12 protein-coding genes are annotated in these 13,072 nt (G+C 61.2%); 7 read left to right on the forward strand and 5 right to left on the reverse strand.

What is annotated here, in order from left to right:
- Window positions 1-4: 4 nt before the first annotated feature.
- The 4 genes from A0O30_RS22660 to A0O30_RS22675 all read left to right on the forward strand — a co-directional run bounded on the left by A0O30_RS22660 (window position 5) and on the right by A0O30_RS22675 (window position 4,727).
- Window positions 5-1,207 carry a glycosyltransferase gene (locus tag A0O30_RS22660; protein WP_105948107.1) on the forward strand — a complete coding sequence of 401 codons (1,203 nt, stop codon included), beginning with the start codon at window positions 5-7 and terminating at the stop codon, window positions 1,205-1,207.
- The gene (locus A0O30_RS22665; RefSeq protein ID WP_105948108.1) at window positions 1,204-2,391 is read left to right on the forward strand and encodes a glycosyltransferase family 2 protein; all 1,188 of its coding nucleotides are present in this window, start codon (window positions 1,204-1,206) and stop codon (window positions 2,389-2,391) included. Before A0O30_RS22660 ends, A0O30_RS22665 begins: the two co-directional genes overlap by 4 nt.
- Window positions 2,391-3,149, forward strand: a complete 759-nt coding sequence (locus A0O30_RS22670) for a WecB/TagA/CpsF family glycosyltransferase (RefSeq protein ID WP_371920901.1) — start codon at window positions 2,391-2,393, stop codon at window positions 3,147-3,149. Before A0O30_RS22665 ends, A0O30_RS22670 begins: the two co-directional genes overlap by 1 nt.
- Window positions 3,150-3,305: 156 nt before the next feature.
- A complete protein-coding gene (locus tag A0O30_RS22675; RefSeq protein WP_105948109.1) occupies window positions 3,306-4,727 on the forward strand; it encodes an undecaprenyl-phosphate glucose phosphotransferase in 1,422 nt (473 codons plus the stop codon).
- Between the two features lie 142 nt (window positions 4,728-4,869).
- On the opposite strand, the gene A0O30_RS22680 is transcribed toward A0O30_RS22675, so the two are convergent.
- On the reverse strand, window positions 4,870-5,811 hold the full coding sequence (locus A0O30_RS22680; protein ID WP_105948110.1) for a LysR substrate-binding domain-containing protein: 942 nt from the start codon (window positions 5,809-5,811) through the stop codon (window positions 4,870-4,872).
- Window positions 5,812-5,957: 146 nt separating this feature from the next.
- Here A0O30_RS22680 and A0O30_RS22685 point away from each other — a divergent pair, with 146 nt between their 5' ends.
- Window positions 5,958-7,334, forward strand: coding sequence for an L-serine ammonia-lyase (locus A0O30_RS22685; protein WP_105948111.1), 1,377 nt, complete (start codon window positions 5,958-5,960; stop codon window positions 7,332-7,334).
- 40 nt (window positions 7,335-7,374) lie between these two features.
- Here the strand turns inward: A0O30_RS22685 and A0O30_RS22690 are convergent, their stop codons facing one another.
- Window positions 7,375-8,052 carry a DUF3313 domain-containing protein gene (locus tag A0O30_RS22690; protein WP_105948112.1) on the reverse strand — a complete coding sequence of 226 codons (678 nt, stop codon included), beginning with the start codon at window positions 8,050-8,052 and terminating at the stop codon, window positions 7,375-7,377.
- Window positions 8,053-8,265: 213 nt separating this feature from the next.
- Between A0O30_RS22690 and A0O30_RS22695 the strand changes: the two genes are divergently transcribed.
- The gene (locus A0O30_RS22695) at window positions 8,266-8,649 is read left to right on the forward strand and encodes a type II toxin-antitoxin system RelE/ParE family toxin (protein WP_105948113.1); all 384 of its coding nucleotides are present in this window, start codon (window positions 8,266-8,268) and stop codon (window positions 8,647-8,649) included.
- Window positions 8,630-8,935 carry a DNA-binding transcriptional regulator gene (locus A0O30_RS22700; protein WP_105948114.1) on the forward strand — a complete coding sequence of 102 codons (306 nt, stop codon included), beginning with the start codon at window positions 8,630-8,632 and terminating at the stop codon, window positions 8,933-8,935. The genes A0O30_RS22695 and A0O30_RS22700 overlap by 20 nt, the downstream gene beginning before the upstream one ends.
- A gap of 141 nt (window positions 8,936-9,076) precedes the next feature.
- Here A0O30_RS22700 and A0O30_RS22705 read toward each other — a convergent pair whose 3' ends face one another.
- The 3 genes from A0O30_RS22705 to A0O30_RS22715 all read right to left on the reverse strand — a co-directional run bounded on the left by A0O30_RS22705 (window position 9,077) and on the right by A0O30_RS22715 (window position 12,899).
- Window positions 9,077-10,372, reverse strand: coding sequence for an FAD-binding oxidoreductase (locus A0O30_RS22705; protein WP_105948115.1), 1,296 nt, complete (start codon window positions 10,370-10,372; stop codon window positions 9,077-9,079).
- 13 nt (window positions 10,373-10,385) lie between these two features.
- Window positions 10,386-11,474, reverse strand: a complete 1,089-nt coding sequence (locus tag A0O30_RS22710) for a polyamine ABC transporter substrate-binding protein (protein WP_105948116.1) — start codon at window positions 11,472-11,474, stop codon at window positions 10,386-10,388.
- Between the two features lie 66 nt (window positions 11,475-11,540).
- The gene (locus tag A0O30_RS22715) at window positions 11,541-12,899 is read right to left on the reverse strand and encodes a glutamine synthetase family protein (protein WP_016715275.1); all 1,359 of its coding nucleotides are present in this window, start codon (window positions 12,897-12,899) and stop codon (window positions 11,541-11,543) included.
- Window positions 12,900-13,072 lie beyond the last annotated feature (173 nt).

Consider the following 13,072-nt stretch of genomic DNA (forward strand, 5'->3'; position numbering starts at 1 on the left):
TCGTATGCGCATTGCTTACTTCATCAATCAGTACCCGAAGGTCAGCCACAGTTTCATCCGCCGCGAGATCCTGGCGCTGGAGCGTCAGGGTGTAGAGGTGCAACGCATCGCCCTGCGGGGATGGGACGCCGAGTTGCAGGATGCCGAGGATACGGCCGAGCGCGACAAGACCCGTTATGTGCTGCGGGCTGGTGTAAAGGGCTTGCTCAGGCCCACGTTACAGGTGCTGCGAGCACAGCCCGGGCGGTTTTTCCAGGCCCTGTGGCTGGCCATGCGCCTTGGCCTGCGCGCCGACCGCGCCTGGCCCTACCACCTGGTCTACCTGGCCGAAGCTTGCCAGGTGCTGCAGTGGCTGCAGGCCAGTGAGGCGAAACACGTGCATGCCCATTTCGGCACCAACTCCACCGAGGTGGTCATGCTGACCAACCAGCTGGGCGGGCCGACTTACAGTTTTACCGTGCATGGGCCGGAAGAGTTCGACAAACCGCAGTTCCTGCACATGGGTGAAAAGGTGCGGCGAGCCGCCTTTGTCGCAGCGGTCAGTTCTTACGGGCGCAGCCAGCTGTTCCGCTGGGTGGCGCACGAGCATTGGCCCAAGGTAAAGGTGGTGCATTGCGGCTTGGAGCGGGGTTTCCATGAGGTGGCGCCGGTCGATGTACCGTCGGTACCACGGCTTGTTTGCGTGGGGCGCCTGTGCGAGCAGAAAGGCCAGCTGCTGTTGCTTGAGGCGGCGCGTCAGCTTGCTGCGCAGTCGATTGACTTCGAACTGGTGTTGGCGGGTGACGGTGAAATGCGCCAGCAGATCGAGGCCCTGATTGCCCGGCATGGCTTGCAGCAGCGCGTACGCATCACTGGCTGGATCAGCAGTGCGCAGGTGCGCGAAGAAATCCTTGCCGCCCGCGCGCTGGTATTGCCCAGCTTCGCCGAAGGCCTGCCGGTGGTGATCATGGAGGCCATGGCCTTGCGCCGGCCCGTGCTGACCACCTATGTGGCGGGCATCCCCGAGCTGGTGCGCCCGGGTGAGAACGGCTGGCTGTTCCCCGCTGGCGCCGTCGACGAGCTGGCTGAAGCCATGGCGGATTGCCTGTGCCAACCGGCCGACGTGCTGCAGCGCATGGGCGAGGCCGCCTACCAGCGTGTGCTGCAGCGGCATGATATCGACACCGAAGCGGCCCGGCTGGCCGCTTACTTCAAGGCATCCGCATGATAAGTGTATTGAGTTGGTTACTGGGCCTGCTGACGGTCATCGTCCTTGCGCCTGTGTCGATTTTTTTTGTACAGATGCTGCTGGCATGTCTGCCACCACGCTCGCAGTACCTGGGCCATAGTCTGCGCCCCCGGGTGGCGGTGCTGGTACCTGCCCACGATGAGGCTGCGATCATTCGCGCAACGCTGGCGAGCATAGCCCCGCAATTGCTTGAGGGTGACCGCTTGCTGGTGGTGGCAGACAACTGCACCGATGACACCGCGCAGCTGGCCCGCGACGCCGGCGCCGAGGTTGTGGAACGCTTCGACTCGGTGTTGCGTGGCAAAGGCTATGCGCTGGACTTCGGCGTGCGTCACCTGGCTGAGCAGCCTCCCGAGGTGGTGATTGTGGTGGATGCCGATTGCCAGGTGGGTGAGGGGGCGATTGACTGCCTGGCGCGTCGCTATCACCAGACCCAGCGCCCGGTACAGGCGCTGTACCTGATGCGTGCGCCCGTGGGTGCCGGGCTGAAAGTGCAGGTCGCCGAGTTTGCCTGGCGGGTAAAAAACCTGGTGCGCCCGCGCGGGTGGGCGAGGCTGGGCTTGCCCTGCCAACTGATGGGTGCGGGCATGGCATTCGGTTGGCACGACCTGACCTTGATCAACCTTGCCAATGGGCACCTGGTAGAGGACGTGAAACTGGGCCTGGACCTGTGTCAGCAGGGCAAGCCTCCCGTGTTCTGCCCTGAGGCATTGGTCACCAGCCAGTTTCCTGCCAGCCAGCAAGGCCTGAACAGCCAGCGCACCCGCTGGGAGCATGGCCACCTGGGCTTGATGCTGGCCGATGCACCCAAGCGTGCGTTGGCCGCCGTGACCCAAGGCAATGGCAGCTTGCTGGCGATGACCCTCGACTTGCTGGTACCGCCTTTGGCGTTGTTGGTGCTGACCTTGCTGGGGCTCAATCTGGTGGCTTGGCTTGCGTACTTGCTGTTCGATGTTGCCGCGCCAGCGTGGATCGCCCTGATAGCGTTGGGCATGCTCAGCCTTGCGGTTTTGCTGGCTTGGGCGCGCTTCTGCCGTGAGCTGATCCCGTTTTCTGTCTTGCTTTACGCACCGTTCTACGCGGCAAAGAAAATCCCTTTGTACCTGGGGTTCCTGATCAAGCGCCAGGTCGAGTGGGTGCGCTCAAAACGGGATGATGACTGATGGCACTGTGGCAATGGCAGAATCGCTGGCAACGCATAATCGACGCGCTAGAGGTGGTGCCCGACAGCGGCGCGGCACAGCGCCTGCTCGACAGGCTGGCTGCCCCGCAAGCCGCAACCGTGCTGGGCTTCGTCAATGCCCATGCGATGAACCTGGTGGTCCGTGACGGCGCCTACTGCCAGGCACTGTCGGCAGCCGACGTGTTGCTGCGCGACGGCTCTGGCATGGCCATCCTGTATCGGCGCCTGGGCCTGGCACCCGGGCTTAACATGAACGGGACTGACTTCATTCCCAGGCTCATGGCCGCATACCGTGGGCGCAAGGTCGCATTCTGGGGCACCCGACAACCCTACCTGAACCAGGCCGTGCAGCGGTGTGAAGCCGAGTTTGGTGTAGTACCCGTGTCGGTTCATGACGGCTTCGCCAGCCTCGAAACCTACCTGCGGCTGGCCCGTGAGCAGCAGCCCGAGTTGATCGTGCTGGGCATGGGCATGCCCAAGCAGGAGGCAGTGGCGGCCAGGCTGGCAGCCGTTGGCGGGCCGTGCCTGATCGTGTGTGGTGGGGCAATCCTGGACTTTCTCGGCGGCAAGGTCAGCCGGGCACCGCCTTGGCTAAGGCGGCTGGGGGGAGAGTGGGCGTACCGGCTGTTGCGCGAGCCAAAACGCCTGTTCATGCGCTATGTGGTGGGCAACCCGCTGTTCCTGCTGCGCACGCTGCTTTACCGCAAGGCCGCCGATTCGGCCAGGGGCACTGTGTGATTCGGCCAAAATCCGCGCTGATGGCGGGTGGCTGCTACAGTGAGAGCAGTGGCTTGGGGGCTGCACGATCTTGCTTATCTGGCGTTGTACACGCTGTTTTCAAGACTTGATGCTTGATGGAAGGCACTGGCTACGCTCACACAGATGAGGTCTGAAATGGTTTTCGAACCCAGAAGCAGTCGTTCCTTACTCCAAAGAAGAAGCAGCGTAAGTAACGCCATTCAGGCAGGGCTCGATGGCATTGCAGTCACCGGTATTGCCTGGTATCTCATCTACGACCAGTTTGGTTACATTACCTCCGATTATGTAATCATGCTGCTGTTGCTGATTGGCGCACTGGCCGTCATTTACGACCATTATGCGATCTACCGCACCAATGTCGGGCTTTCGATCAAAGCCTTCCGCCTGTTCAAGGCCTGGTCGGCAACGTTCTGTTTTCTCGTGGTCATGGCCTTCCTGACCAAGCAGAGTGAAACGTACTCGCGGTTGTTGGTGGTGCAGTTGTTCATCATTGGCTACATCGCGCAGTTGTTCCTGCACTTTGCCGTACGTGAACTGCAAAAGCGGTTTACCGCCCATGCGCGCCTGGATAACGCACTGATTATCGGCGACGGCGACCTGGCGAATTTTCTTTATCAGAAAATCAGCAACAACCCCTGGTTTGGTGAACGGGTATTGGGGTGCGTACTGCTCGGCAAGGGCGACGGGCAGGGGCGTGACAACGGCGAGGGCAAGCAGCGCCTGCCTGTGCTGGGGCACATTGCAGACCTGGATGAAATCGTCGCCCAGCATGGTATACGCACCGTTTACCTGGTTACGCCGCTCGGTGGCTCCGAGGTCATCAACGATGTGTACTTCAAGCTGCTCGACAAGTGCATCGCGGTGAACTGGGTGCCGGATATCTTTTCGTTGCGCCTTATCAACCACAGTGTGCGTGAAATTGCCGGGATTCCTGTGCTGACCTTGTCGGAAACGCCACTGACGGGCATGAGCCTTTTCCTGAAAAACCTTGAGGACAGGGTGCTGGCTGCAGTCATTCTACTGTGCGCTTCGCCTGTATTGCTGACGGTTGCGCTGGCCATCAAACTCACCAGCCCCGGGCCGGTGTTCTTCCGCCAGGAACGCACGGGCTGGACCGGGGAATCGTTCCGGATCTGGAAATTCAGGAGCATGCATGTCCACCAGCCCGAAGGTGGTGTGGTCAAGCAGGCACAGAAGAATGACCCGCGGCTTACCCGGATTGGCGCCTTCATTCGTCGCACCAGCCTGGATGAATTGCCACAGCTGTTCAATGTGCTGACCGGGGAAATGTCGCTGGTCGGGCCGCGACCGCATGCGCTGCAGCATGACACTTTGTATTCCCAGGACATCGTTGATTACTTTGCCCGCCACAACATCAAGCCCGGCATGACCGGCCTGGCCCAGGTACGTGGTTTCAGGGGAGAGACCAAGGATATCGAGCAGATGATCCAGCGGGTGGACTCGGACATCGAGTACATCAACAACTGGTCGCTGTGGCTGGACTTCGTGATTCTGGTGCGCACCCTTAATGCCTTTACCGGCAAGCAGGCTTACTAAATAGCAAATCTCGTAAGCACGCCGCGTATCCTGTGGGAGCGGGTTTACCCGCGAAGAATTCGACACGGTGTATGGCACCGGCTCCGCCGGTGTTCGCGGCTGAAGCCGCTCCTACACGTACAGTGTCAGCACGAAAGGTGTGCTATTCCTTGTTCAGCGGGTGCAATTCCCGGAACCCCCGCGCTTCCGCCACCAGCCAGTCATGCACCGCCCGGGCCCCAGGCTGGTTCAACCCGCCTGGCGGGTAATGCACCACGTAGCGTTTGTGGTTGGCGATCGGCACGCCAAACGGCACGATCAACGCGCCGCGCTCCAGTTCGTCATTCAACAGTGTGCGGCGGGCGATCGCTACGCCGATGCCGGCGATGGCCGCTTCGATGGTCAGGTGGTTGCGGTTGAAGGTGTGCCCACGCCGCACATCCAGGCCGGCGGCGCCAATACCCTCCAGGTAGAACTCCCACTCCGCATACTCCGAACTGCCACGCCATGCCGTGATGTCGTGCAGCAGCGGGTAGTGCGCGAGGTCCGCCGGCCCATGCAGCGGCGGGCGCCCGCGTAGCAGGGTAGGTGAGCACACCGGAAAGATCTGCTCGTCCAGCAGCGGTGTCGAGAGCATGCCAGGGTAGCTGCCATCGTTCAGGTCGATAGCCAGGTCGAAATCGCCTGGGGTCAATGCCTGGGCACTGTCCTCGGCCACCAGGCGCAGCTCGATGTCCGGGTAACGCTGCTGAAAACGCGGCAGGCGCGGGGTGAGCCATTTGGCCAAAAAAGACGGGATCGAGCGCACGCGCAAGGTGCCGCGGATTTCACCGGCATCCAGGCGCAACAATTCGGCCTCGATGCTGCCGTAGGCTTCTGCCACCGTCTGGGCCAGGCGTTGCCCTTCGGCACTCAGCTCCACACCGCGTGCCCGACGCAGGAACAGCCGGTAACCCAGGCGTTCTTCCAGCTGGCGCATCTGCTGGCTGACAGCGCCTGGGGTAATGTGCAGCTCTTCGGCGCAGCGGGTGAAGGACAGGTGCCGGGCTGCGCAGGCGAATACATGCAGCCAGACAAACACCTGACCATTGAGTTGTCGCCGCATCGTTTAGTACCACTAAAGCCTTGCTTAGAAAGATTCGTTGGTCATTCGTGAATGAGCGCGTCAGTATCGCGCAAAATCGCAATACCGCTCAATTTCTTCAGATAACCGTGCCGTGGATTCATCTCAGGGTACGGTCAGGCATTAGCATGGCTATCAGTGTTTTCGACCTTTTCAAAATCGGCATCGGGCCGTCCAGCTCTCACACCGTCGGCCCGATGCGGGCAGCCGCGACGTTCGCCCAGGCCCTGCGTGAGCAGGGGGTGCTGACGCGGGTAACGCGCGTTGAAGTGCGGTTGTATGGCTCGCTGTCGGCTACCGGGGTTGGCCATGCCACCGATCGCGCCTGCCTGCTGGGCCTGATGGGCCAATGGCCAGACCGGATCGACCCGGCCACCATCGATTCGCGTATCAGCCAGGTGCTGCAGGAGCATTGCCTGATATTGGATGGCAGCCACCCGCTGGCCTTCGAGTATGGCCGTGACATGTTGCTGCTCGACGAAAACCTGCCTTATCACCCCAATGCCATGAGCCTGGAGGCGCTGGACGGGCAGGGCAGCCTGCTGTGCCAGACCTACTATTCAGTGGGCGGTGGGTTTATCGTCGAGCAGGCCGAAATCGATGCCCCTGCCGCCGAAAGCAACGCAGTGATCCTGCCGTACGAGTTCGACAGTGCGGCCCAGCTGCTGGCCTTGTGCAAAACCCACGGTTTGAGCGTTGCGCAACTGATGATGGCCAACGAACGCGCCTGGCGCCCGGAAGCCGAAGTGCGTGAAGGTTTGCTGCGTATCTGGGTGGCCATGCAGGAGTGCGTTCAGAACGGCCTGCGCAACGAAGGCATCCTGCCGGGTGGGCTGCACGTCAAACGCCGCGCCGCGCGGCTGCACCGCAGCTTGCAGGAACTGGGCAAGCCCAACGTGATTGGCTCGACCCTCAGCGCCATGGAGTGGGTGAACCTGTTCGCCCTGGCGGTCAATGAAGAGAATGCTGCCGGTGGGCGTATGGTCACTGCACCAACCAACGGTGCGGCCGGTATTATCCCGGCGGTGCTGCACTACTATATGAAGTTCAACCCCAGTGCCAACGACGCGGATGTGGTGGACTTCCTGCTCGGCGCCGCAGCGGTCGGTATTTTGTGCAAGAAAAACGCGTCGATTTCAGGGGCCGAAGTCGGTTGCCAGGGCGAGGTGGGCTCAGCGTGTTCGATGGCCGCTGCCGGCCTGGCGCAAGTGCTGGGTGCAACACCGCCACAACTTGAGAACGCCGCCGAGATTGCGCTGGAGCACAACCTCGGGCTGACCTGCGACCCGGTCGGTGGCCTGGTGCAGGTACCGTGCATCGAGCGCAATGCGATTGCTGCGGTAAAGGCGATCAATGCCGTACAGATGGCGTTGCGTGGAGATGGCGAGCATTTCATCTCACTTGACCGGGTAATCCGCACCATGCGTGATACCGGGGCGGACATGCACGCCAACTACAAGGAAACCTCGCGCGGCGGTTTGGCGGTTGCATTCGTAGAGTGCTAACAGGCTAGATCAGGTTTAGGGCCGCAAAGCGGCCCTAAACTTAACGAGCCTTCTGCTTCGCTGCCAGGAAGCTGGCACGCATGTCCTTCGCCCAACCATCCAGCACTGGCTTTACGTCATTCAAGGTCAGCTTCTGGGTATCGTTCTCCAGTTCCTGCCCCGTGCCTTTGCGCACCACCTGGGCCAGCACCTTCTGGCTGGCACCATCAAGGAACGCTGCCTCCACGCCGACATCCACTTCCTGATCACGGCCACCCATGGCAGTGTTCACTCCCGCCGAAATCAGTGCGATAGGGATGACTTCGTAAGGCTTCAGGCCTTCGTTGCTGGTCGACACCGCTGTAATGGCAGGGCGCACCACGATCACTCCCGGGCCTGGCCCCTTGGCCAGCGGCATCACGCTGCCCATTTCACGGCGCAAGGCTTCATTGAAGTAACGCGTGATTTCTTGCAGCGTCTGCTGCGAAATCACCGCCGTTGGCTGTGGCTTGGGGTAGAACTGGCTGGGCTCGATGAACACCTGACTGTACTGGTTGACGTTAACGTTGGGGTCGATCCAGCGCATCACCGGGTCACCCGAAGGGCTCTTGGCTTCCTGCAGGCGGCTGTAATCCTTGAGGAAGCCGGAATAATCCTTGGGGTCCACGCTTTTGCTGGAGCAGGCGGCCACGGCAAGCAGCGCGGCGCACAACAGGGTAATGCGAGGCAGTGATTTCATGATGGAGGTGCATCCATGAGAGGTCGGCCAGAACAACGCTAGCAGGTGCGAGACAGTTGGCCAGCCAGGGAGTTCAATCAGTTGCGATAAGCAGTACGGCAGTTGGGTCTGACGACGTTGCAAATTCCTACAAAGCCATCGGAAGTGGCTGGCTTTAAACTTGTTATCACTCTTGGAAACTATGCCCGCTACGGGTATGGTAAGAGGTAACTCATGGAGATTTTCAAGCGCAAGGACTTCGCGCGCTGGCAGGCGGCCCACAGGCTCACGGATGAAACGCTGTGCCAGGCAGTAGAAGAGATGCGAAAAGGCCTGGTCGATGCAAGGCTGGGTGGCGAATTGTTCAAAAAGCGTGTGGCAGCGCAAGGGGCGGGCAAGCGTGGCGGCTATCGAACCTTGCTATCGGCCAGAATTGGCAATCGATGTGTTTTTCTGCATGGCTTCGCCAAAAGCGACCAGGCAAACATCACGCTGGAAGAGCAGAAAGCGTTGAGATTCGCGGGCAAGGTTTTTCTTGATTTATCACCGCTGGCGCTCTGTCGGGCGTTGCAGGCGGGCGTATTAGTGGAGGTCTGCTGTGAGCAGCGAACTGGTTGAGTCATTACGTGAGGACCTCATTGCCCTTCATGAGGCGGGAGCGATTGGCAAGGTTACCCTTCGGGATTACGAAGCGCTGTGTCCCGCGCCAGTGCTGGATTTCAGTGCGGTGGATATACGCCGGTTGCGCGAGGCACTCAACTTCAGCCAACCGGTCTTCGCTATGCACCTTCATACGAGTGCATCAACGGTACGTAAATGGGAGCAAGGGGAAACGCGTCCATCGGGACCAGCTTTGAAGCTGCTTAATATCATAAAGAACAAAGGGCTACAGGTTATTCTTTAAGCTGACTATGCGATTTTAATAAAAATCAATAAATACAGTCGCTTAAGTCTAATAATTTAGGCTTCACTTTATATTTCACTGACCAGTGCCGGCGCCTGCTGATCCAGGAGGCGCCTGCCCAAGCAGCATCTCGTCTGTTGATTAACCCAACGCTTCGCGCAACCGGTACCACAGCATGCCCAGTGCCAGCAGCGGCGAGCGCAAGGCCTTGCCCCCTGGGAAGGTCAGGTGTGGCACGGCGCTGAACACATCCAGGCCATGGCTATGGCCGAGGGCGATACTTTCGGCCAGCAGCTTCGCCGTCCAGTGCGTCACGTTCAGCCCATGCCCGGAGTAACCTTGGGCGTAGTACACGTTCGAGTGCTGGCTCAGGCGCCCAACCTGGGGGAAGCGGTTGGCGGTGATGCCGATCATGCCGCCCCACTGAAAATCGATGCGCACATTGGCCAGCTGGGGGAACACCTTCAGCACCTTGGGCCGCATATAGGCCGCGATGTCCTTGGGGTCGCGCCCGGAATAGTGGCAGGCGCCGCCAAACAGCAGGCGGCGGTCGGCGGTGAGGCGGTAGTAGTCCAGGCCGACCTTCTGGTCGCACAGCGCCATGTTCTGCGGAATCAGGCTGCTGGCCAGTGCTTCGGGCAATGGTTCGGTGGCCACCACGTAACTGCCGGCTGGCAGCACCTTGCCGCCCAGGCGTGGCTCCAGCTCGTCGAGGTGGGCGTTGCAGCCGAGTACCAGGCTACTGGCCCGCACCTTGCCGCGAGCCGTGTGCAGGGTCACGCAAGGCCCGTGTTCGATGCGCAATACCGGGCTCTGCTCGAAAATGCGCACACCCAGGCCGTGCGCGGCACGGGCCTCGCCCTGCACCAGGTCGAGCGGGTGCAAGTGGCCCGAGCCCATGTCGACCAAACCGCCGGCGTACTGGTCGCTGGCGACAATCTCGTTCAACTGCCCGGCACCGACCAGGCGTGTTGCATGGCGATAACCCAGCGCAGCGAGGTCGTCCTGTTCATCCTTGAAGGCAGCGAACTGGGCCGGTGTATTGGCCAGTTCGCAGAAACCCCAACGCAGGTCGCAGGCAATACCGTAGCGGGCGATACGCTCGGCCACCAGCGCCACCGAATCGATGCCGGCCTGCTTCAGGTAACGCACGCCGTCCTGGCCCACATGCCGGGCGAAACCGCTGACATCGTGGCCAATACCGCGAATCAGCTGGCCGCCATTGCGCCCACTGGCGCCCCAGCCGATGCGCCGGCCTTCCAGCAGCACCACCGAAAGGCCACGCTCGGCCAGCTCCAGGGCGGTATTGACCCCGGTCAGCCCGCCGCCGACCACGCACACGTCAGCCGTCAGTTCGCCGTCCAGGCTGGGGTAGGGTGCCGCATCGCGCGCCGTGGCGGCGTAGTACGAAGCGGCGTGTTGAGTATTGAAAGACATGGGCGTTCTCGACTCAGCGGTTGGACTTGATCTTGCTCCAGGAGCGGGTCATGACGCGCATGATCTTCGGGCTCGGGGTGCTGGAGATGTACAGTTTGTCCAGCACGTCCTGGGGTGGGTAGATCTCTGGGTTGTTGACCAGCGATGCATCCATGTAGGCCTTGGCGTCCGGGTTGGCATTGGCATAGCCGACGGTTGCGCTGACCTTGGCGATCACTTTGGGGTCGAGCAGGTAGTTGATGAATGCCAGGGCCTGCTCGGGGTTGCTGGCGTCCTTGGGGATGGCCAGCAGGTCGAACCACAGGTTGCTGCCTTCCTTGGGAATGCTGTAGGCCACTTTCACGCCGTTCTTCGCTTCCACGGCACGGTTGGCGGCCTGGAACACGTCGCCGGAGTAGCCGAAGGCCACGCAGACATCGCCATTGGCCAGGTCGGAGACGTATTTGGATGAATGGAAGTAGGTGATGTAGGGGCGCAGCTCCAGCAGGCGGGCTTCGGCCTTGGCGTAGTCGGCCGGCTTTTCGCTGCGCGGGTCCATGCCCAGGTAATTGAGGACAGCCGGGAACAGTTCATCGGGCGAGTCCATGAAGGCCACGCCGCACTGTTTGAGCTTTTTCAGGTTTTCCGGCTCGAACAGCACCGCCCACGAGTCGATATGGTCCACGCCCAGTGCCGCCTTGACCTTGTCGACGTTGTAGCCGATGCCATTGGTACCCCACAGGTACGGCACGGCGTACTGGTTACCGGGGTCGTTCTGTTCAAGCTGCTTGAGCAGCTTTGGGTCCAGGTGCTGCCAGTTCGGCAGCTTGCTGCGGTCCAGCGGCAGGAAAGCACCGGCCTGGGCCTGGCGGGCGAGGAAGTGGTTCGACGGCACCACCACGTCATAACCGGTGCGCCCGGCCAGCAGTTTGCCTTCGAGGGTTTCGTTGGAGTCGAACACGTCATACACCACCTTGATCCCGCTGCTGGCCTGAAAATCGGCCAGGGTGGTGTCACCAATGTAGTCGGTCCAGTTGTACACGCTGACCGAAGGGGTGGCGTGGGTGGTGGTGGCGAACAGCAGGGTGAATGCAGCGGGTATCAGGGCTTGCAGATGACGCATGGGGACACCTCGTAGGTCTTGTTCTTCGAATTCGGTGCAGGGGGGCTTCAAGCCCCCCAAGGTGGGTCAGACGCTGAGCATCAGGAACTCGCGCTCCCACGAGCTGATCACGCGCTTGTAGTTCTCGTGCTCGGCCCGCTTGACCGCCACGTAGCCCTGGACGAACTGCTTGCCCAGGTACTGCTGCACGGTTTCGCAGTCTTCCATGTGCTGCAGCGCATCCTCGATGGTGATCGGCAAGCGCAGGTTGCGCCGTTCGTAGGCACGGCCTTGTACCGGCGCGCTGGGGTCGATTTGCTCGACCATGCCCAGGTAGCCGCACAGCAGGCTGGCGGCAATCGCCAGGTACGGGTTGGCATCCGCACCCGGCAGGCGGTTTTCCACGCGCATCGCCTCGGGGCTGGACGTGGGTACACGCAAGCCCGCGGTGCGGTTTTCTTCGCCCCACTCGACGTTGACCGGTGCCGAGGTGTCCGGCAGGAAGCGGCGGAACGAGTTGACGTTGGGCGCGAACATCGGCAGCAGCTTGGGGATGTACTTCTGCAAGCCGCCGATGTGGTGCAGGAACAGCGGGCTCATGCTGCCGTCTTCATTGGCGAAAATCGGCTTGCCGGTGGCGATGTCCACCACGCTTTGGTGCAGGTGCATGGCGCTGCCCGGCTCGTCGGTGATCGGCTTGGCCATGAAGGTAGCGGCGACGTTGTGCTTGAGGGCTGCCTCACGCATGGTGCGCTTGAACACGGTGATCTGGTCGGCCAGGTCCAGCGCGTCTCCGTGGCGGAAGTTGATCTCCATCTGCGCCGGGCCGTCTTCGTGAATCAGCGTATCCAGGTCCAGGCCCTGGATCTCGCACCAGTCGTAGACGTCTTCGAACAGCGGGTCGAATTCGTTGGCGGCATCGATCGAGAACGACTGACGGCCGCTTTCGGCACGGCCAGAGCGCCCCAGCGGTACCTGCAGCGGCAAGTCCGGGTCTTCGCAGCGCTTGGTCAGGTAAAACTCCATTTCCGGTGCGACGATCGGCTGCCAGCCTTTGTCGGCGTACAGCTTGAGCACCTTCTTCAGCACGTTGCGCGGCGACAGCTCAATGGGGTTGCCTTGTTTGTCGAAGGTGTCGTGGATCACGATCGCAGTCGGCTCGATCGCCCACGGGATCTGGTACACAGCGCTCGGGTCGGGGCGGCAGACCATGTCGATGTCGGCGGCGTCGAGCAGGTTGTAGTAGATGTCATCGTCAACGTAGTCGCCGGTGACCGTCTGCAGCAGCACGCTTTCTGGCAGGCGCATGCCACGTTCGTGGAGGAACTTGGCGGTGGGCGCGATCTTGCCACGGGCAATGCCGGTCAAGTCGCTGATCACGCATTCGACTTCGGTGATGCGGTGTTCTTTCAGCCAGGTGTACAGCTGATCGAAGGGGGCGTTCATACAGACCTCTTGGTTGGGTTTTAGTGTGGGAACGTGTAAGCCCGAGAAAGCCGTCGCAGGGTTTCCGGGGCATCACGCTTCCCAGGTGACGCGCTGGAGACTATCTTGGTCGCAGCCCCCCGGGGCAATCTATCCACTTTCTTCAGTAACGAATGCACCAAAAGAGTGCATAC

Origin of the sequence: Pseudomonas sp. LLC-1, from assembly GCF_002992185.1 — a bacterium.
Lineage (GTDB): Bacteria > Pseudomonadota > Gammaproteobacteria > Pseudomonadales > Pseudomonadaceae > Aquipseudomonas > Aquipseudomonas monteilii.